The sequence below is a fragment of the Photobacterium salinisoli genome, from assembly GCF_003614885.1.
GTDB classification, from domain to species: domain Bacteria; phylum Pseudomonadota; class Gammaproteobacteria; order Enterobacterales; family Vibrionaceae; genus Photobacterium; species Photobacterium salinisoli.
Window position 1 is genome coordinate 1,434,208 of sequence record NZ_QZMS01000007.1, and the last position, 21,428, is coordinate 1,455,635.

At 45.4% G+C, this 21,428-nt stretch carries 18 protein-coding genes and 3 tRNA genes; 2 read left to right on the plus strand and 19 right to left on the minus strand.

Annotated elements, in window-relative coordinates; translation table 11 throughout:
- Positions 1-28: 28 nt before the first annotated feature.
- The 11 genes from D6M16_RS07240 to D6M16_RS07290 all read right to left on the minus strand — a co-directional run bounded on the left by D6M16_RS07240 (position 29) and on the right by D6M16_RS07290 (position 7,452).
- Positions 29-535, minus strand: coding sequence for a GNAT family N-acetyltransferase (locus tag D6M16_RS07240; RefSeq protein WP_120511221.1), 507 nt, complete (start codon positions 533-535; stop codon positions 29-31).
- A 382-nt stretch (positions 536-917) separates the two neighbouring features.
- The gene (locus D6M16_RS07245) at positions 918-1,388 is read right to left on the minus strand and encodes a GNAT family N-acetyltransferase (RefSeq protein WP_120511222.1); all 471 of its coding nucleotides are present in this window, start codon (positions 1,386-1,388) and stop codon (positions 918-920) included.
- Between the two features lie 450 nt (positions 1,389-1,838).
- Positions 1,839-2,168, minus strand: coding sequence for a hypothetical protein (locus D6M16_RS07250; RefSeq protein ID WP_162940949.1), 330 nt, complete (start codon positions 2,166-2,168; stop codon positions 1,839-1,841).
- Positions 2,169-2,190: 22 nt separating this feature from the next.
- Positions 2,191-3,045 carry a hypothetical protein gene (locus D6M16_RS07255; protein ID WP_120511224.1) on the minus strand — a complete coding sequence of 285 codons (855 nt, stop codon included), beginning with the start codon at positions 3,043-3,045 and terminating at the stop codon, positions 2,191-2,193.
- A 20-nt stretch (positions 3,046-3,065) separates the two neighbouring features.
- Entirely contained in the window at positions 3,066-3,629 is a 564-nt protein-coding gene (locus D6M16_RS07260; protein WP_162940950.1) for a curlin subunit CsgB, read from the minus strand.
- Positions 3,630-3,989: 360 nt separating this feature from the next.
- Entirely contained in the window at positions 3,990-4,826 is an 837-nt protein-coding gene (locus tag D6M16_RS07265) for a CsgG/HfaB family protein (RefSeq protein ID WP_120511226.1), read from the minus strand.
- Between the two features lie 10 nt (positions 4,827-4,836).
- Complete coding sequence (locus D6M16_RS07270) at positions 4,837-5,241, minus strand: curli assembly protein CsgF (protein ID WP_120511227.1); 405 nt, start codon at positions 5,239-5,241, stop codon at positions 4,837-4,839.
- Positions 5,242-5,252: 11 nt separating this feature from the next.
- Positions 5,253-5,744, minus strand: coding sequence for a curli production assembly/transport protein CsgE (locus D6M16_RS07275; RefSeq protein WP_240435541.1), 492 nt, complete (start codon positions 5,742-5,744; stop codon positions 5,253-5,255).
- Positions 5,741-6,403, minus strand: coding sequence for a LuxR C-terminal-related transcriptional regulator (locus tag D6M16_RS07280; RefSeq protein ID WP_120511228.1), 663 nt, complete (start codon positions 6,401-6,403; stop codon positions 5,741-5,743). Before D6M16_RS07280 ends, D6M16_RS07275 begins: the two co-directional genes overlap by 4 nt.
- Before the next feature lie 864 nt (positions 6,404-7,267).
- Positions 7,268-7,358: transfer RNA gene (locus D6M16_RS07285), tRNA-Ser, on the minus strand.
- 6 nt (positions 7,359-7,364) lie between these two features.
- Positions 7,365-7,452 (minus strand) — tRNA-Ser (locus tag D6M16_RS07290).
- A gap of 199 nt (positions 7,453-7,651) precedes the next feature.
- Here D6M16_RS07290 and mscM point away from each other — a divergent pair.
- Positions 7,652-10,966: a miniconductance mechanosensitive channel MscM gene (gene mscM, locus D6M16_RS07295; protein WP_120511229.1), complete on the plus strand. Its 3,315-nt coding sequence runs from the start codon at positions 7,652-7,654 to the stop codon at positions 10,964-10,966.
- Positions 10,967-11,029: 63 nt separating this feature from the next.
- Here the strand turns inward: mscM and D6M16_RS07300 are convergent, their stop codons facing one another.
- From D6M16_RS07300 to D6M16_RS07310, 3 genes are all read right to left on the minus strand, one after another.
- Complete coding sequence (locus tag D6M16_RS07300) at positions 11,030-11,473, minus strand: L-alanine exporter AlaE (protein WP_276131388.1); 444 nt, start codon at positions 11,471-11,473, stop codon at positions 11,030-11,032.
- Positions 11,474-12,143: 670 nt separating this feature from the next.
- Positions 12,144-13,976, minus strand: coding sequence for a M4 family metallopeptidase (locus D6M16_RS07305; RefSeq protein ID WP_120511230.1), 1,833 nt, complete (start codon positions 13,974-13,976; stop codon positions 12,144-12,146).
- Positions 13,977-14,644: 668 nt separating this feature from the next.
- Positions 14,645-14,732: transfer RNA gene (locus tag D6M16_RS07310), tRNA-Ser, on the minus strand.
- A 247-nt stretch (positions 14,733-14,979) separates the two neighbouring features.
- On the opposite strand from D6M16_RS07310, the gene D6M16_RS07315 reads away from it, so the two are divergent.
- On the plus strand, positions 14,980-15,555 hold the full coding sequence (locus D6M16_RS07315; RefSeq protein ID WP_120511231.1) for a UPF0149 family protein: 576 nt from the start codon (positions 14,980-14,982) through the stop codon (positions 15,553-15,555).
- Positions 15,556-15,615: 60 nt separating this feature from the next.
- Here the strand turns inward: D6M16_RS07315 and D6M16_RS07320 are convergent, their stop codons facing one another.
- The 5 genes from D6M16_RS07320 to pal form a co-directional block, all read right to left on the minus strand.
- Positions 15,616-17,517, minus strand: a complete 1,902-nt coding sequence (locus D6M16_RS07320; protein WP_120511232.1) for a TRAP transporter permease — start codon at positions 17,515-17,517, stop codon at positions 15,616-15,618.
- A 74-nt stretch (positions 17,518-17,591) separates the two neighbouring features.
- Complete coding sequence (locus D6M16_RS07325; RefSeq protein ID WP_120511233.1) at positions 17,592-18,533, minus strand: TAXI family TRAP transporter solute-binding subunit; 942 nt, start codon at positions 18,531-18,533, stop codon at positions 17,592-17,594.
- A gap of 343 nt (positions 18,534-18,876) precedes the next feature.
- Positions 18,877-19,938 carry a quinolinate synthase NadA gene (nadA, locus tag D6M16_RS07330; RefSeq protein ID WP_120511234.1) on the minus strand — a complete coding sequence of 354 codons (1,062 nt, stop codon included), beginning with the start codon at positions 19,936-19,938 and terminating at the stop codon, positions 18,877-18,879.
- 158 nt (positions 19,939-20,096) lie between these two features.
- Positions 20,097-20,846, minus strand: a complete 750-nt coding sequence (ybgF, locus tag D6M16_RS07335) for a tol-pal system protein YbgF (protein ID WP_120511235.1) — start codon at positions 20,844-20,846, stop codon at positions 20,097-20,099.
- Positions 20,847-20,860: 14 nt separating this feature from the next.
- The gene (gene pal / locus D6M16_RS07340) at positions 20,861-21,394 is read right to left on the minus strand and encodes a peptidoglycan-associated lipoprotein Pal (protein ID WP_027253431.1); all 534 of its coding nucleotides are present in this window, start codon (positions 21,392-21,394) and stop codon (positions 20,861-20,863) included.
- Between the last annotated feature and the right edge of the window lie 34 nt (positions 21,395-21,428).

A 21,428-nucleotide genomic window follows, 5' to 3' on the forward strand; every position in this document is an offset into this window, starting at 1 on the left:
GAGTGTCTCTGCAAGCCGAACCGGATAGTTACAATAACTTCTTCATTTGCAGCAAAGTCCAGGGCTCACCATTGAAAACGCGGGTCGCCCGGTCAGCCTGATACGTTTCAAAGCCCATACCACGATAACAGTTTACTGCACGAAAATTGTGCTCAAACACTGCCAGTGATATCACCTCGGCACCAAACTCAAACTCAGCTTTCTCCACCGCCATATCCAGCAGCATCCGACCATAGCCCTTGCCACGGTCCGACTCATTCGCCACTAATACGCGACAAAGCCGGCAATGTTTGGGTGCCGACTGGTATAACTCGATATAGCCTTTTGTCTGACCTTCGACCTGAAATAAATAGGGATGGACTTCGGGACGGGCAATATGTTTCTCAATCTGTTCTATGGTCAGAGGAAACTGATACACAGGCCCTCCCCACAGTAAATTAAACTCCTCATCCGTTACCCAATCCATGAGTAATGAATAGTCCTGTGCGGTAAATGGACTAAGCTGATACCGGGAGCCTGGCCGTTTGATAAGCATGATCTTCCTTGGACAAATTTATACTGTGTTTATACAGGTGCAACAGTTCGCAGGATCAATTACACACCAATGCACTGAGCCAAGTTGCACACAGCTTTGTAGCATTACTGTTGTAGAGAACCAGATCAAGGATCTAAGCCTGATTGATTGCACTAACTCTCACTTTTCACAGAAGAAATACAGATGAGGGACTGATTCGTACCCTTTTGGGGATATTTCATGCCCATCACAACCCGCAAACTAAATGCGGTTATCATCGGCATCAATATGTTTTTGCTTGCTGGAGTAAAACGTATCCGGCTTTTTCCGGATCATTACATGGCAATAAAAGGTCACAGCCCCAATTGGCAGGTGCTGTGACCATAATTCGACATCAGAACGACTAACCGTCCAGTGAATTCAGGTCGAGCTCCATGAAAATACTGAGCGGATGCGCCTGATACTGACCGTAAGGCTCGCAAACCCGATAACCTATGGTTTGATACAAACCAATGGATTCAGGCTGATTCACACCGGTTTCCAGACGGGCAATGCTGATACCATTATGCTTAAGGTACTGATGCAATGCCTCCATAATTTGCCGGGATATCCCCAGACCGCGGTAATTATCCAGCACAAACATACGCTTGATTTCGCCGTACTGCCCGTCATCATCCATCATTTTCACCGCGCCAATACCGGCTAATGCGCCGCGTACGAAGGCGCCGACCAGATGAACATTGTCCTTCATGAGGGATTCCTCACTTTCCAGGTTGTTCGTCTCAGGTGGGTACAGACTATACATATAAGCATCGGACGCGCTGAGGATCCCTCGGACGTCATCACGATTAGGCATAACTTTCTGAATATACATAGTATTAACCAAGCATTAATGTTGTTACTGCTACACAGTCAAATAATAGTGATCATAATTTTCATCGCGCCGAAAACCCAGCGACGCATAAAGCGTCAGAGCGTTTATGTTCCCGTGATCTTTCTGACGCGATCCCTCTGCCGCCTGTATGACAACAAACAGATTACGGCCAATTCCCCTGCTCTTTAGCCAATAAAGGCGCTCTTCGCAGGGCAAGAATCGGAATCAGCCTCACATAATAGCAATTTTAAAATCGGAATGAGAGCTTAATGCGTAAAGCGATAACATTCTGTGCACTCTCGCACATAGCCATGCGCAACGATAAACGAATTCAACCTGCACCATGCCGAAGACATTATGCCAAACAACTCCGGCATGTATCAGCGCACACTTCAGGGAAGCGCACCTTACTATAAGGAAAACTAAGATGCTATTGGATGATGAAACACCTCAGGAATGAGGTGTCTGTTGTATGACTTGGCAGTCGTCGGCCACTGTCAGGACAGAGGTGTTGCCCGCAGCATCGACCGTGATAGTGACGGGAAATTGTGTCTTGCTCAACATCATTGCAGAGCGGCTCGAGCCACTGACCGTGCTTCTCATGCGATTGCCGCCAGCAGATTCCAGCAATATCGCAACAGACTGGTTAGCGTGCGTTGTAATCTGTAAAGCAATGTTCTGAGCCTGAACGTTACAAGACAAATCAACCGGTAAATCATTCTGCGCCAGGGCTGTTATCGGGAGATAAGTAAAAGCGGCGAAAGCCGCCGCTTTTATCATTTTTTCTGAGTGCATAAGCTAATTAAAACTGGTTCAGGATAAAGGTATTGCCATCAGAGTTACCACTGATTTCTTTGATAGCAACATCATTAGTCGATTGGTTAATATAAACAGTGTTGTAATCGGAATAACCTGAGATGTTCACTTTAGCAAATGAATCATCGCCCAGTTGATCGATATCGACCAAGTTATGTTCCGCACTGCCCCACATGTTCACGTATGCAGTGTTATCATCACCATACTGGTTCATGCGTACAGTGTTAGAATCAACACCACCACCAATCAAATCAACATCACCTGTATTACCTGAGCCATGTTGACTGATTTTCACTTTGTTGTAGTCACCGGATTCAATATTGATCTCAGCATCATTATAAGAGCCATGCTGACTGATTTTTGCTTTATTGTAATCAGCATAACTCCAAATGTTGATGTCAGCGTCATTATGATGTCCGCCTTGCTTAACTTCGGCTTCATTATGGTCAGAGCCCCAAGTAATATTCACATCAGAATAGTTACGGCCACCATATTGAGCGACATCTACGTCATTGTTATTTGAATCGTAGGTAATAACGACATCTGAATCATTTCTGTAACCATGTTGTGAGACATCTACCTCATTGTAATCAGAACCACCAATATAAACAGTTGATTCTAATTTTTTACCTTTTTGATAGATATTTACACTGTTATGATCTGAGTCATACTGGAATTTTGTAACTGAGGAGTTTTCACCATAGTACCCATCTGAAACTTGGGTAACATTTTCCATGTTATTGTCACTGCCGCCAGACGCTTCAGTATACGAGTAGTTATCAGCCGCCATTGCACCAGAAGACATTAAAATTGTTGAGATTAATACTGCTAACTTTTTCATGACTGTTTCCTTTAATTGTGTTAATGGACAGAAATATTTTTATTCATTCCGTTTACTATTAATATTTGTTCGTTACCCGACTGATTTATATTATATCCCGAGTAACTCACTCCAGGTCTTTCTACCACTACAGCTTTATTGCCATCACCCTGCTGGTTGATGTATTCGCGAGAGTTGTTACCTTTTTGTACCAACGCTGCAAAATTATCGTTACCGTTTTGGATAATCATTCCTTTGTTATTCCAACCATTCTGATAAATAGCTGCAATATTATCATCTCCATTTTGTTCTAAATAAGCCAGGTTATTCACACCATTTTGATGAGCAACTGCAACGTTATTATTACCCGACTGTCGCACTATCGCCTTATTTCCTTTCCAACCCTGAGGACTATTCTGACGAATAACAACCGTGCTGTTCGTTGCATTTGATAACTCGACTAATGATGAGTTACCATCAATGCCATCCAATTCCGTGTTATAATAACCAAATTCATTTCTTGCTAAATCTAGGGCATTTACACTGGAACAAAATAATGCGCCACAGATTAACAAAACACTTTTATTGATTTCTTGTGACTTCATTACTGCAACCTGAATCAATGTCATCTTGTAAATTTATTATGGTATTTATTTATTCAATTTCTATAAACTTACTAATGAATCTATTACTTTTTTTGCTAGCACTTTTATATTAGTAAATATTTCACCCACAAAACATAACCACATGAAATATAATAGAAAAACAGTCTTCACATATAATAAAAAAACATCTTAAAGCAAATTTATCACATAAAAACAATATCTTTACCAACTAAAAATACGTTTCACTTTACTCTGTGAGTAGCGTTTTCCTATGCTGCAGGTTTCAATACTCTCTTTTCGATCATTTTCTACTAGCGAAAAAAAACGCCCAGGTGGGCGTTTATTCATTTCATTTCAATGTTAAATGATTGGCTGAGTAACATTCAGATATTTCTGAATAATTGGATTATTGATATCAGATGAGGTGTTTAACTGCCACATATTGGTCTTGATACCATCGACAATGAGCTGTATTACTGCTGAATCTATCGCTGACATTACAGCAATATTCACAGGTTCATTTGTTGTAATACCCAGTTCCGCTTCCAATAAATCCTTGTAGTCTATGAACTTAAACACACCCGTTTGCAGTTCCTGCGATAAAATCGTTTTACTGGTTGTCACACTTAACAATACGCGACCACTACGTACATCAATAGCCCTGACATTCACAGATACCTGATCAGAGCGATACTGTGAAGACATGCCTATACCTAGATACCGAGCGCCCGCCCCACCTGTCTGAATATTCGTATCATAAGCAATGATTCCACCCTCAATCATGATATTTGCAGCCATAAGCGAAGGAAGATGATCACCATGGTTCTTAGGGATCTCTTGCTTATTCTGTGCAGCACGAATTATTTTTCTTTCGGTCAATAAATTCTGCAGGCCCTCACGCTCAAGAGGTATAAACCATTTAGAGTTTAATAAAGAGGTAGTCAACATTGCAGCACCACCCTGAGGAACGGCCGTAGAAAAGTTACTGTTTGGCTGCGGTTTATACTGACCCGTCTGATCCCTGAAATCGTAGACCGACACAAATACTTGGCCTCTGGGCATAGGCAGAGAGGTCAAATCCAGATACGTTGCACCTCTGGGCATCAATGTCGGCTCTCTGTCTATCTCAGGAATTCTCATGGATTGACTGCAGCCACTCAGTACCAGTGCACAAACCAGCATTATAACGACTTTCATGCCTATCTCCTTACATATCAGGCACTAAGCCATTAACCTGAATAGTTGATGATTCCCCTGTTTCTTTATCTGTAATTTGAATCATCAGGGTACCGTTGTTATCAACAATATTCAGCAGAAAATCATCCGTGACTAATTGCCCGGTGTTCCCGTTACCTACATCGGAAAGCAACTGGCTAATCAACCGGGATTCTAAACTGGACGCCAGCCGCTCCAGATCGGATTGCTCATCTAGCAATGAATCTTCTTTGGGCGCTTTATAATCATTGATCGCGTTTGCCACACCCAGCAGAAAACTACCATTTAGCGGATTACCACCAAAATTCGGATTTACTGGGGTATAAACCAGCTCTGTCGCCTGGCTGTTTATTCCGAAAAATCCGAGCAGTAATAAACAACATACTTTCCCTTTCATGTGCTTACCTCTTAAATTTCGTCGTAGTCAACATCAAAGGTATCTTTTAAATACCGTTCAATTCGCCATCTCAACACATAATTTTTCACCGCTGAGACAGCCTGATCTGTTTTTTCTTCCACGTTTTGTCTGCCTGGTGACAAAGCCGTTCGGAAAATTATATTTTGCCGATGAAAGATAGTAATAATGCTTCCTGAAAGCGCAGTGGGTCTTTCTTTCACTGTCAGGTTTTCTTTCAACTCCTCAATTTCATCCTCTAATTTTTGTGAAAATAAAGAATAGAAATCTTCACCGAGCCTTGTCATAGTTTGGTCTACAACGACCCCATTTATTTCACGTAATTTATCAAGACTCTCTAATCTGCCTTGTAACTCCAGTGCACCGTTATTCTCAAGAGGAGGCCCATTTTCTAGTGGTTTAACTTTATCAGAAGCCATTCCTAACCCTAAAAAAGCATTAGATAAAACAATGGCTATTAGTAGAATAGGGTTTAACCTTTTCATGATAACAAACTATTAAATGTATGATTCTTAGCCCACATAAATGCCTGCAGACGGTTCTTGACTTTAATTTTTTTAAACACATTATGAAGATGTGTTTTGACTGTATTTTCACTCACGAATAAGGACTCGGCAATTTGATGATTTGATGCACCTGACACCAAAAGTTGCATAATTTCTTTTTCCCGTGTCGTTAACTCCACGCTCATTTTAGGTATATTGGCTTGCGTACTGCGATATTCAGATATCAGTTCCTGGCATAGTTTACGGCTGAACCACAACTCACCATTTTGTATCTTCAACAAACCTTCAGATAACAGCTCAAGCGAATCACTGGTATAGAAGACCCCTACCAGATTAGGCCATCTCTTAAGCTCATCAACCTTAATATCAGTGCATACATTAATCAGAATTTCAGAAGGGATAACTTCTTTATCCGCCATGATACTCAAATACTTTTCACTCGATTTTGGCGTAACGCTGGCAGAATCCAGAATGAACAATGTCTCTTCTATCTGTTTAGCTGATAACTTGCTGATTTCATCCAGCTTTATACAGCTTATAGAAAATGTAAGCTTCTTTACCAAGTACTCTTTAAGAATAGAAGACTGGATACTCTCGTCCGACACTAATGCCAATCTAGTGTATGATTTTCTAGACATCCCTACTCGTCCTTTCTTTATTATATTAGCATTTTAATAAAGTTAACTTTAGTTCAGGTTAAAAAAATAACAAACAATAAAGTCAACATACAAACAAGGCAAAGTTAACCTTTTAAAAACATATGGTTACAATTGGTCTTACATTTTATTTTTGAGACAAATTTGCTTTTTATAACTCAATAAAGTTATATAAAAAATCACCTTCTTATTTTTAGCACTGGAAGTTTAGTTTGGTAGTAAACTTAAGTATTAATTTTCAATTATTCAGTTAAATTAGATAGTTGATAAGGGCATTTTACATATAAACATTTGTATCAGAAAAGTAAGTGTCAATATTCTTTACGTTTGTCTTTTTAGGCAGGTTGAATCTGAGATAAATCGACTCAATATTCATCGTGTAGTATATAGAAGAAGTTAACAGTATTAATGTACACATTGAAAAGCAGGATGATGGATGTGAAAGGCATTGCGTGGGACAGTGTATTTCAGCCGGCGTAACTGTTTGGTATTACATCTGACTGAATCGCTCGCAAGCTCGCGCCCCTTCGGGCGTTGCCAGAAGGCAACGTGGTCTCGCTTCGCTCGGCTGAACCCCCTCTAGGCTTCTTCACCCTATCTCATTTTGCCAAAGTTCAGGCGAAAAAAAACCGCCGATAATTCAGCGGATTCTTCAAATATGGCGGAGCCAGATAAAGGTATAGAGGGATTTATCGCTCGCAAGCTCGCGCCCCTTCGGGCGTTACCTGAAGGCAACGTGGTCTCGCTTCGCTCGGCTGAACCCCCTCTAGGCTTCTTCACCCTATCTCATTTTACCAAGGTTCAGGCGAAAAAAAACCGCTGATAATTCAGCGGTTTCTTCAAATGTGGCGGAGAGATAGGGATTTGAACCCTAGATACGCTATTAACGTATGCCGGTTTTCAAGACCGGTGCTTTCAACCACTCAGCCATCTCTCCGGAATGTGGCGGTGAGGGAGGGATTCGAACCCTCGATACGTTGCCGTATACACACTTTCCAGGCGTGCTCCTTCAGCCACTCGGACACCTCACCAAATTGTTGCCAACGCCTGTCGCGTCAACGGCGGCTAATTTACTGACTTGTGCTAATCGGGTCAAGGTTTTTTCCCAATTAGTTGTACTTTCTTATCTTAAGCGATGATCAAAAGATCAAATCGGTTTTTTCTTAGGCCTAACACACGCTTATTTCTACACTTGTAAGATAATTCTTATTTGAGTCTTACCACTTCACTATGCGCAATCTCACCGTACTTGTACTCTCGTTAGTCTTATTTATCGCCGTCTTTCCCTGCTATGCCAGTGAAGAGTCAGATTCCGCCCCCCCCCAGCAAACGTCCGATTACCGTAAAGCGCTGGACAAACAGATTGCATTGGCCAAAGAGCTGGAGACAACGCCAGAGAATGAGAAATTTCTGGAGAAACTGCTTCAGGCACAGGATCAATTACAAAAAACGGAAACCTACCAGGCACAAATCGAAAAGAACCGGAAACTGCTGGATAATTTCAATGAGCAAACTGAAGCCATAAAAACTCAAATCAGTGAATTCAATGCCTCAAACTTTCCTGACTTCAGCCAGTGGGGCCAGGACCAGCTTACCCTTGAGATTGCTGAGCAGGACAATAAGTTAGAACAGCTTGAATTACAGCGACATAACTATCGCAACGAGATTGAAGACATAGAGCGCAGTATGGATGCGTTTCCCAAGCGGGCCGAGCAGCTACGCCAGCAGATAGATAATGCCGACAAAGCCCGTAAACAAGCGGAAAGAGATCGTGATAACCCACTCTTGCTGGTTCATAACATTGAGTATGAGTTTTATGATAATCAGTTATCAGCCCTCGAAGCCGAACAGTTAACGGGTGATAATCGCCGCACGCTCAGTAAACAAAAGCTTCAGCTGGTCAATGTAGAAATAGAAGCCAGGCAGGCTTACCGCAACAATCTGCAACTGATGCTGAACCGGCAACTCCGAACCGATGCCGAACAATCCGCGCTTGATACCGATGAACTGGTACAGGAGCTGGTCGATCTTCCCCCTGAACTCAAGCAGCTCAGTGAAGAAAACCGCCGCTATGCCAGTGTGCTGTCCTCACTGTCCGATCAACTTGATCAGGTTCAGCTGCAACAGGAAAAAGCCGATCAGCAATTAGAACAAGTGGCAAAAACGGCTGAGGATCTGAATAACATGGCCGAGTGGCTGTCCCTCAGCCCGGCTTTCAGTGAAAACATGCGTACCCGGCTCAAGAGACTGCCAGATCCGCCAGATATGTCAGGGCTGGACAATAACATCGCTCAAAATCAGATCCGTAAATATGAATACCAGCAACGGTTTGAAGATCTGACCGAAAGCGCAAAATCTGCGCCGGAAAAAAATCTGTCGGAAGATCAGCAGGCACTGCAATCCGAACTCATTCAGAACAACCTGTCTTTGTTAGAAAAGCTAATCGACAGCAGTGACATCCTGATTTATCAGCAAGCCACCTTAAAAGTCGCCTATGACAAGCTGGATTCATCACTGAACAAACTGAAAAACAGAGCGGCACGATTACTGTTTCTGGCTCCGGACAGCAACGCTTTCAGTATCAAATTAGCTTCCGACACACTGGAAAAGCTGCAGTGGTTTTTTTCACCTACGCACTGGCTGGGATTACTCAAAATCCCTATGGTCGCCGATCCTGTGCTACTGACTTTCTGCCTGATTATTGTTGCACTGCTGATTATTGCCCTCAGCTGGAGCCGCGCACGCTGGAAGAAATATTTAAAAGAAACCAGCCAATACATAGGTAAAGTCACTAAAGACAGGTTCAGCTTCAGTACGATCAATGTCATCTTCTCCGGCCTGTTTGCCTGGCCGGCACCGCTGGTTGTCGCCGTCGTTGGCGCCCTGTTAAGTGCACTGTGGCAACTGCCTTTCATCCACCACTTAGGTCAGGCCTTGGCGCTGCCATTGCCTCTGGTTATGTACTGTTTCATGAGGGAGCTGGTGCGGCCGGAAGGTCTGCTCATCAAGCATTTTGACTGGCAGCCCAACCTGGTCATGCGCTGCTTCGGCCATTACCGCCGGTTGATCTGGATATATCTCCCTATGATGGTGATCCAGAACTTTGCCTTTTATTACAACGACATTGATGTGAATGCCACACTGGGACGACTTGCATTTATCATCAGTAACATAGCCGTCAGTTACTTTATGTGGAAAATGGCCAATGAGCGCATTCCAATGACTTACCGGGATTTACCCCAAGGCCATTTACATCTCAGCCATCATTTATTTTGGTGGCTGCTGATTTTATTGCCGCAGGCGCTCAACTACTTTGCACTGCTGGGCTATCTGGGCTCGGCGCAACAACTGATGTCAAAGCTTGAATATGCGGCGGTGCTGGGTGTATTTACCCTCCTGGTGTATTACCTGATCAAGCGGCTTATGCTGATTCAGCGACGCAGGCTGGCTTTCGAGCGGGCAAAAGCAAAACGCCAGGAAATATTGGCGCAACGAAGAGCAGAATTGCTTGAGGGGAAAGAAGAGCCAATAAGCAGCGAGCTGCACATTGAAATTGAAGAGCCAGAAGTTGATCTCGATGTCATCAGTGCGCAGTCGCTGCGACTTTTGCGCTCGCTGCTGCTGCTGATTTACCTGTTTATTCTTGCGCTCTTATCGTCAGATTTATACCAGGCCACCAGCTTCCTTGAAGACATTACACTCTGGGATGTCAATGCCAACATTGACGGGATAGAACAGCTCAGCCATATCACGCTAAAAAGTGTGCTGCTTGCAATTATGGCGCTCTGGCTGACGGCCATTCTAACCCGTGATTTGCCTGGCGCAATGGAGCTGTTAGTGCTGCAGCACATCAGCCTGAGTCCGGGGACCGGCTATGCAATTACCTCGCTTACCCGCTATCTGACCATCTTCTTTGGCATCATTATCGGCTCGGCCTTGATTGGTTTTGACTGGTCAAAAATGCAGTGGCTGATTGCGGCACTGGGTGTCGGGCTGGGTTTCGGGCTGCAGGAAATTTTCGCCAATTTCATATCCGGCTTGATCATCTTGTTTGAGAAGCCGATCCGCATTGGTGATACGCTCACCATTCGCGATCTGACCGGAATTGTGGCAAAAATTAATACACGGGCAACGACTATAGTCGACTGGGACAGAAAAGAAGTCATCGTACCGAACAAAGCTTTTGTGACAGAGCAGTTTGTCAACTGGTCGTTATCGGATTCTATTACCCGGGTAACCATAGCTATCAGTGTGAAATATATGGCTGATACTGAATTAGTGACCCGGCTGTTATTTGAAGCAGCAGATGAATGCGAACTGGTTCTGGACAACCCTGAACCTGAGGTGTTTTTCCTGAGTATTACCGCCGATGCGCAAAATTTTGAAGTGCGGGCCTATGCTGCTGAAACCGGTCACCGGCTCAGCCTGACCCATGACCTTCACAGCCGGATTAAACGTAAGTTCCTGGCACACGATATCAGTATTGCGCACCCTCAACTTGAAATTGCCATCAAGAAGCAGCAGCGCCACCCTCTGAGCCGCTAGCAATTACAACAAAAAAGGCAGTCCATTGGACTGCCCCTCATCAAAACTCTTCAGCTCGCGGTTTCAGGCCTGCTGGTAGTAACCAGGTACTCTGAACATACGGCGACAAACTTCAAGAAACTGGCCGTAGACGCCACCCAGCACACCACTCACCAGCGCATTCGTGGCTACCGCGGTCATAATTTGCTCAGGCTCTGCCCCCACAAACCAAAGGATAGCGGCATAAACCGGCGACTGGAACAGCACGTAAGCCAGCATATCGGATACAAACTTCATCCGGCCTGACGGGCTCAGTTTTGCTCCCCGACGGATCATCCAGTCACGGAATACGCCGTAAGGCCAGGCAATGGCAATGTTAACCGGAATTGACAACGTTCGCGAAGCCAGCGACTGCTGGAAGGTCATCCCAGAGATAAACACTTCGATCATCATGCCTGTGATAAAGCAGAACACCACCATTGCAAAAGTGTCTGCTGCCGCATTACGCACATTAAATTGTTCTTTCACTGCCGCCCCGAATCATCAACCAGAGATAAAAGCCAACATAGGCCATTCCAAAAGACCATACGACCACAAATGACACGACAAACCAGTCATTTGTTATATTAAATCAACTTTTAGATAAAATATCTCACTGTATTAATATTAATGTTGTCTATTTACAACCAATAATCGTGATCAAAGCCGCATCTTTAGCTACTTGCGCACTACTGACGTGCTACTCAAGTATTTCTTACCTTTTGTTATCTGGTTTTTCTGCATGTTTACTGGCACAAAAACGGCCATTGAACTCAGTTTATCAGTTGATAAGCATGCTTTATCACCAAGATTCGGTTTATTTATACAAAAATTCACCTTCATCTTCACACCCGTGCTTCTTCACTATTTTTATATTTTTTTCATTAAGTTAGGAGAGGACAAACTCGAAGGTCATATCTGAATGGCAATTAATACGATTAATCTTGCCAAAATGTGTACACATAAGATGCACTTTACTGAGTCAGGCATGAATATTCTTCCAAGTTGAGATAAAACGACAGGTTTTTATCGCGGGAACACAGGCATACAAAAGAGGTATAACTACAGAAGTGAAATTTAATTACATATCGTGACCAAGATCGCAGCAAAGAAAAAGGGAGCACAAGGCTCCCTTCCGGTTAATAGCGTTGAAAACGGCTTAATAGTTCAGGCTCAGTGTCACGCCTGAGAAGTTGCTGTAACCACGCAGCATCACGTAGTAGGTCTGACCAGAAGAAACAGCGACGTTGCAGGTTTCATTGTTCCCACCCACATATGGACGACAATCCCATGAGGTCGTGGTGGGCTTACTGCCTGCCTTCACATACAGATCGGCATCGCCAGATCCGCCAGTAATGCTTACAGAAGCACTTGATACTGAAGCTGGAACAGTGAATGTGTAGTGAAGTTCACTACTTCTGTTACCGGAAAGACCACTGATAGGCTTGCCTTTTTCTAGCGTATCACCTGTTGGTGGTGTTACCCCGCACGCGGCATTGACGCCTACTGTATTGAAAGCATCGACGACATCGGCAGTATTATAGCCAAGGTCCTGGGTTGCTTTAACAACACCACAGCCGCCCTGATCAAAGGTAGAGTTGGCCGTCCAATACAGCTGGTTAGCCACGGCAAAAACTTCGAAACCTTTACGGGCATCCCAACCTGATTTATTGGCCAGCAAATAGTAAGCACGGTTGAAGACACCGCTTGAGTAATGCACATTCAGGCCCGATGTGTATTGCGAAGCATGATCGATTGAACGACCATCTTTGGATGGCTGATCAAAATAGCGTAAACCGCCGGACTGTTTGAAAATATCGCTTCCTACTACCCAGTCCACGCTGCCGCGCATATAAAATTCAGCCGCTTCACCGGCAATATCAGAAAACGCTTCATTAATACCACCAGACATATTGCGGTATTCCAGACCTGAGTTTTGTTCGGTAAAACCATGGCTGACTTCATGAGCACTGACATTGATGTCCACCAATGGATAGAAGGTAGAATAACCGTCCCCAAAGGTCATCGCACTGCCGTCCCAGAAGGCATTTTCATATTGGGAGCCATAGTGCACACGCATTGTCAGTTGGAAGGTCAGCGGGGCCGTATTCAGCCAGTCTTTATACATATCAAAGACCACCTGACCGAAGTAATGTGCGTCATTCAGCGGTGAATAGGCGCCATTGATCTGTTTGTGATTATTGGCATTACTGTCTGTAGGACAGTTATAGCTGAAAGCGTTATAGCCTGACGTCGCACCATTCAGATCGACGGTTTTTACCGCACTGTTATTCATGGTACAGGTGGTACCGTTTTTCTCCACCATGAAATTCGGGAAATCCACACCAAACTGGTATTGCCCTGTCTTAGTGTTACCACCAGGGCCAGAGCCAGGTGCCTGGATATGAGCGATGCTGTCCCAGGTATCCAGTACATCACCTGTGTTGGCATTAATGAAGAAATAAGGACGGGATGGCTCATCCGAAGGAACAAAGAAACTCACCTGGTAAACCAACTCGGCCAGATTGTTTTCATCCAGACGAACCATCAGCGTCACTTGTTCATTTTCAAGTGGCAGCTCACCGATTAATTGCGGAGAATGTAAAGATGCATGGTGTGATTTAGCAATATTCAGTGCTTGTTTTTCATCAATGCTTGCCTGAATTAATGGCAGATCCTGCTCTACATTTTGCGCCATTCGGCCATGAACCTGAGTCAGGCCTTTATTACTTGTCGTTGCCACTACTGAAGTATTATAAACGGGTAATCCTTTATAAAGCTGCTGATAGCGGACCTTTTGTTTGCCATTTGGCAAAGTGACCGATTTAACAGGTTTAAAGCTGTTATTTAATGGTGTCAGTGAACGTGCCATTAACCCTTGCTCCAGAACAGCAGAATCGGTTACGTCAACCATTTCTGCGGCCATAGCCGGCAAGGTGAAAAGTGAACCTAGTGTCAATACAGCCAATGCTTGTTGTTTGTTTGTTTTCATTACTCATTCCTAGAGATTTTAGTGAGCTGTCCTGCGCATCCCAACCAACAAACCATTCATACAGCAAATGTTTCATCGCCTAACTTCTGAGAACTTCTTGTTTCAGCTCTGTTGCAAATATGTATGCTTTTCAAGAAAGCGATTCAACTTTGGCTCAGTATTTCAATACTTTGCAAACTAAATAAACAAAAAATCAATAGCGAAACGTACAAAAAAGTTAACATTTAAATAACAAATAAAACAATAAATAAGAGCTATTACTCTAATGTCATATAAAATCAACTAGTTGTACACCACATGTTGTATATAAATATTTACAAATTAGGTGTTCCTAATGTACAGATGTAGTGAAAATGTAATATTGAATGTAACGGATAAATATAAAATGAATAGTGACTCGCAAATATTCATGGCTTATCAAAATCGCTTACCTGCCAAATTCGCAATGAGTATTTCGTGAATAAACACCGGTTCGCTGCCATTTAGAAATAACGACTCTGTTTTAAATCATCAATACAATTAAACAACAATTCATGAATAATATTTGAGTCAGAAATGAAATAATGAAGACGTTTTTATTTTTGCTAGCTTATAAGCAATGCAGATATATCTCAGATCAGAGACATAAAAAAAGACCCGCTGATTACTCAACGGGTCTTTTCTGAATATGGCGGTGAGGGAGGGATTCGAACCCTCGATACGTTGCCGTATACACACTTTCCAGGCGTGCTCCTTCAGCCACTCGGACACCTCACCTAATTTTGGTTACTGCGCTTGCTCAGCAACGGGGCGTAACTATAGTGTTGCCCATGACCGAGGTCAACCCAAATCATCACATTATCAGTCAAGTGGATACTTTTGCAGCATAGTCAGGCTCACTCCCCTCTTTTTTCAGGTTTCCCTGTTACAGGGCTATGTCTTCTGGCTCTGCCTGCTACAATACCGCTATTCTGCTCACAGGCGCTTAAACAGTGCGCCTGACTATTTGAAAGAGAACCTGAAAATGTCTGCGCAACTTTCGGCAATTTTGCAAGACCCTGAACTCAGTCAGCATTTGCTGTCTGAGTATCAAACCCGTGGCTTTGTAACGGCAATGGCGGCTGCCCCTCATCTACTGGATCCGGCTGAATGGCTGGCCTATCTGTGGGGTGGCGATGAAACCTCGCCATTTACCAGTCATGAAGAGTTAGAGAACTATGCCAACGCCATCGTTCAGATATGGAACGAAGCGCGTCAGGCCTTGTTATCCAATAGCTGGGAATGGCCGGAAGGCTGCGATTTGGATGACAAAGAATTAGTCACACCAGCCACCCGTGAATTTGCCGAAGGCGTATTACAAGGCTGGCAATTGGCGCGGGATGACTGGGAAACCATCATGCCGGAAAACAGCCAGGACAATGCCCTGCTGGGCGGCGTGCTGCTTTCTGTCAGCCTGCTGTATGATCCGGAAAGTGCGATGGCCGCCTTGTCTGAGCAAGGCGCCGAAGGTCTGGCACAATTTGAAGAAGTATTCAAAGCCATCCCTCCCATGCTGTGCGGCCTTACTCAGCGCGCACAACAGCTTACCGAAAACCAGTGATACTAATAACAGCCGGGCAGACTCTTCTGCCCGGCTGATTAGACTGACAGGAAACAAGTGTCAGTGAGTCATTTCCGCTTTCTGTCGGCTTACTCTAGTGTTTACCACTACTATTCCGATAACAGCAACTAACGCCGCTAGCCTGGCCGAATCATCCATGAACAGGATGAGCAGCGCCAATGCCAGCAGTACTACTCTGAAAAGCTTATTGAGCGGGTTAATCAGACGCCCCTCAATCCCCCCCGCAAAAGCGATAATCAATCCTGCCGTCGTCGCTATGCCAATCACAAAATGCAGTGTTTCCCCCTCACCCAGAATGAGTCCGGAGAAGGCCATCATGGCAGGGATCAGGAAAAAGCCCTGAGCCAGCTTAAAAGCCTGCACCGCGGAACGCATCGGCGATGCATTGGCAATACCGGCACCGGCAAAGGCTGCCAGAGCGATGGGAGGGGTAACATTAGAAGTCTGTGACAACCAGAAAACGATCATGTGGGCCGTCAGAATAGGCAAGCCGAAATCATTCAGTGCCGGCACCGCCATCACGGACAAGACTATGTACGCGGCTGTGACAGGTAAGCCCATGCCCAGCACCACCGCCGCCAGAGCAATCAGAAGGAGTGCCGACCATAAGTGGCCGCCGGACAGCGCCAGCAGGAACTGGGTGAACTGTAGCCCTATACCGGTTTGCCCGACAACGCCAACGACAATACCGGCCGTTGCACAGGCCACTGAAATCGGCAGGGCCATCAATGCCCCCTCTTTCATGCCTTCCAGCACCTGGCTCAGGCTGACACGGCTCGAACGGCGGCACAAGGCAGAAACAAGAATAGCGACACATCCTGCAATCCCGACCAGCACCGGTGAGTAACTCATCATCAGCAGCGCAGTGACCAGAATCAATGGTGCGAGAAAGTGCCAGCCTTTGTTCAGCACCTCACGCACACCAGCTTTGACGTCCATCCCTTCCAGCCCCAGCTTGCAGGCCATCAGATGAACATAAAGCAGCGTGCAGGCAAAATACAAAATGGCAGGTGCGATCGACACCAGCAATATTTCGCTATAGGGAATTCCTGTAAACTGGGCCATGACAAACGCGCCCGCCCCCATAACAGGCGGCATAATCTGCCCGCCGGTGGATGCCGCGGCTTCAATACCGGCAGCTTGCTCGGGTTTGTAGCCCAGCTTTTTCATCATCGGAATCGTTAACGACCCGGTTGTTACTGTGTTAGCAATGGCAGAGCCAGAGATAGAGCCTAACGCCGCCGAGGCGATCACACTGGCTTTTGCCGGCCCCCCGCGGTATTTTCCGGCAACCGCAAAGGCAATATCGATGAAAAATTGCCCGGCGCCGGTCACCTGCAAAAAAGCCCCAAACAGCACGAAAATAAACACCACTCCTGCCGCAATCGCTAAAGGTGCGCCGTATACTCCGTTGGTAGAAAAAATATGGAAGCGGATGAGCTCTTCCAGCTCAAAACCTTTGCTGGCTATACCTGAAGGTAAAGCATCGCCAAACAGCGCATAGGTGATAAAAACAGCCGCTATCACCACCATCACCATGCCGACAGAACGCCGGGTCGCTTCCAGCAAGGCAACAATAGTGATCAGCCCTGCCAGTTGGTCTGACCCTTTCAACCCATCCAGTAAAAAACTGATATCGTCGTAATCAAACTGAACAATGTGCCAGGTCGCCCAGATGGTGGCTGCCGACAACCCAAAATCGACACTGCGTGCCGCTAGATATAATGGAAAAGAATGACTCTGTTTGATTAATGGTTGAGTGAGAAACACTAATACCAGAATCCAGCTCAGGTGTACCGGACGAAATACAGGCGCCGCTAATTCTGCCGTCACCCCTTGCCAAATCTGAAAGGCTGACAAAACGATAGCCGCTACAGCGGCTATTTTCATCAACATATCGGCAAGCTTTTGCCCGTGCCGGGCAGTAGCTGTCGTTGACATAAAGACTCCAATTCACACAAGGGCTGACAGACAGACCCAAGCCTGCGCTTCCCAGCCCTGAATACAACCCATAATTACTGAGACTGCTCATCCAGATATTGCTGGGCACCAGGATGCAATGGCACACCCTCGAGTTTTTTCATATTTTCAAGCGTTGTATACTGCGTCACACTGATCGTTTTACGAATCTTATCCATATTCTCGAAGGCGGTTTTGGTCATTTCATACGCCAGTTTGTTATCCAGATCTTTATTCACCACTAACACATTCCAGATTGCCGGTGCCTTAAAGCTTGCAACGTTCTTATAGGTGTCAGCGGGTGCTTCGATCAATTGGTAAGAGGGATTAGCCGCAGTGATTTTCGCCATCTCCGCTTCGGTAAACGACAAAATACGAATATTACGGGTCAATGCCAGCTCTGTGATTGCACCTACACCTAAGCTGCCCACAATGGCTCCGGCATCAATCTGACCATTGGCAATCGCACTGGTGGTAGCGGTGTAGTTCAACGATTGAGCCTCAATATCTTTTTCTTCAACACCCAAGGCATTCAGAATATTAACGGCGCTGACTCGCGTACCTGAACCAGGCGCGCCAAGCGAGACTTTTTTACCTTTAAGATCTGTAATACTGCGGATATCTGAATCAGCAGGCACCATAAACTGCACAACATTAGGATATAAAGCAAACAAGACTACCGCGTCCATTTTTCTCGGAAAGGGTTTAGTGCCTTCGTAGGCCTGCTCAACCACATTACCCATAGCGATCCCTGCAAGCTGCTTGTGGGTCGACACTTTGATCACGTTTTCAACCGATGCGGCAGTGACTTCAGCCCGCATGTCAAAGTTATCAATATTCTCACTCCAGATCTTGGCCAGCATCCCGCCTAACGGGTAATAAGTACCGCTCTGACTGCCTGTTCCTATGGTGTAATTTTCCGCACTCACCTGAACCGAAAATGTCAGTAATGCTGTAGTCGTGAAGGCCAGCCAGCCTTTTCTGAATTGTGTAAGCATAGTTATGGTCCTAGTTTCAGATAGTTATTAGGGTTCTTGCATTTTACTTATTCCACAAATGTTATTGCCTTGTTGGTATATATGATCAACTAAAAAATACTGACAATGAGATCTCAGGTACCACTAAATGTTACAAGTTTGATTTATTTTGTTATACACCGGTCAGTAAAAGCCGCTGCTCCGGTATCGGTAAAGACTGACACCCCCCCACAATTTCTGACCATCACAATCTGGTTTCACGGCCCTTGTTAAATCTCATCACACCTTGGGATGTAAAGTCTTCGGATACAAAAAAAGCGACCATCGGGTCGCTTTTCATATCAGTGGATCCTTTTCTTGCCGGTCAGGCGTTGCCTTTTACTTGCAATTGCAGTGACGCAGCAAAATCCAGCATACGGTTCAACGGGATAAGAGATTTCACACGGATGGCTTCATCGACAAAGATCTCGTGCTTCTCGCCGCCTTCGCGCAAAGCCGCTTCAATGGCTTTCAGGCCATTCATTGCCATCCAGGGACAATGTGCACAGCTTCGGCATGTCGCGCCAGCTCCGGCCGTCGGTGCCTCAATCAGTTCTTTTTCTGGCACCATCTGCTGCATTTTGAAGAAAATGCCTTTGTCGGTCGCAACAATCAGTTTTTGTTGCGGCAGGCTCTTCGCCGCTTTGATCAACTGGCTGGTAGAACCTACAGCATCTGCCAGGGCAACAACACTGGCCGGCGATTCAGGATGGACCAGGATAGCCGCATCCGGATGCAGGTGCTTCATGTCTTTGAGCGCTTTAGCGGAAAACTCATCATGAACAACACACTCGCCTTGCCACAACAGCATCTCAGCGCCTGTTTTCTTCTGGATATAGCTGCCTAAATGGCGGTCTGGCCCCCAGATGATCGGCTTACCTTCAGCATCCAGATGCTCGACAATCTCCAGCGCTATACTGGACGTCACCACCCAGTCAGCGCGTGCTTTGACCGCCGCAGACGTATTCGCGTACACCACGACAGTGTGATCAGGGTGCGCATCGCAGAATTCGCTGAATTCTTTTTCCGGGCAGCCCAGATCCAGTGAGCATTCAGCTTCCAGCGTCGGCATCAACACCTGTTTTTCTGGCGTAAGAATCTTGGCCGATTCCCCCATGAAACGCACACCGCAAATAATCAGGGTTTTTGCAGGATGTTGATTACCAAACCGTGCCATTTCCAGCGAATCACCGACAAAACCACCGGTTTCTTCGGCCAGGGCCTGGATTTCAGGATCGGTGTAGTAATGGGCGATCAACACCGCTTCTTTTTCTTCAAGCAGTGCTTTGATTTTCGCTTTGTAATCCACTTGCTCACTTTGAGTCAGTGGAATCGGTTTGGGCGGAAATGGATACACCATTTCTGAAGGGTCAAATGTCAGGCTCATTACGTCTTGCTCTATCAGCTCGTCCTTACAATCCGCGCATTATACACTGCAATTACGCTGTAATACTAATCTGGATAAGGCATGGAAGGGACAAACAGACACCGCTAACCCAATTTTGAGAGGTTAGCGGCGAGGAAGAGAAGAAGTCTGATACCTTGTTATTTAAGACTCTTGAGGCTTTTTTCGGCTTGCTGGGATGTTGCCGTATTCGGATATTCAGCCACTACCTGCTCATAGAGCTTTTTCGCCACATCCGGTTTGTTGCCACGCTCGGCTAACACACCCATCTTCAACAGTGCATCGGCGCGCTTATTGGAGTCTTTGAAACTGGCTACAGCTTCAAAGTGTGTTTGAGCATCTGCCATCTTGTTCTGGGTAAAATAAAGCTGTCCAAGCCAGTAATGGGCATTGGCCGCATACACAGAATCAGGATAACTGGACAAAAATCCGTTAAACGCCTTCACCGCACCGTCATAATCCTTTTCTTTCAGGATCAAATTCACGGCACTTTCATAAGCGGTATTTTCATCAGCACTGGCAGCATAAGTTTCACCGCCGGATACATCCTTTTTCTCTGTTTTGGCTGCAGCAGGTTGCTCGCGGCTTAATTTGTCAATTTCACGATAGAGCTCGCGCTGGCGTTCCAGCATCTGCTTCATATCATAACTGTTACGTTCAACCATACCGCGGAGTTCGCCAACTTCGCGAGACAATTCATCAAGTTGGCGCTGCATATCCAGTTGCATCTGGCTACGCGCCTCGAACATACGTTCTAAACGTTGCAGACTGCTTTCGCTGCTTGATGAGCTGCCTTTGAGCTCAGAAACAGGAGCAGGTGCGGCGACCACAGGGGTCACCGCACCAATCAGCAACGTTAATGCGATATTCCGCATCATGTTACTGTTCATATTCATAACCTTAATTAGTAAACCAGAACCGAACGACGGTTCTTAGCGTAATCGGCATCAGTGTGGCCCAGTACCAGCGGCTTCTCTTCACCGTAGCTTACGATAGAGATCTGGCTTGAAGACACACCCAGAGCCTGCAGGTACTTAGCAACAGCATTGGCACGACGCTCGCCCAGTGCAATGTTGTACTCTGGCGTACCGCGCTCATCAGCATGACCTTCTACAACAATTTTCACATCACTGTTGTTACGCAGGTATTCAGCATGTGCTTCAAGCATCGCCTGGTAGCTGGCTTGAATTTCAGCATTGTCAAACTGGAAGTAAACAGTTTGCTCCTGACGCAGTTGCTGGTTGCGGATTTCTTGCTCTGACATCGCCGCTGAACCAGAATCTACAGGTGTTACAACTGTGGTTTCTGAGCCAGTTGTACCAGCGCCAGTGTTAGTTTGAGCGGCAGAACTGTCTGTGCTGTCTGTAGAGCTACAAGCAGCCAGAGTAAACATTGGCAGCGCAATTGCCAAACCCTTTAAAACTTTATTCAGTTGCATTTTTTTTCCTTATTTATCGCTATATTGCAGTGAA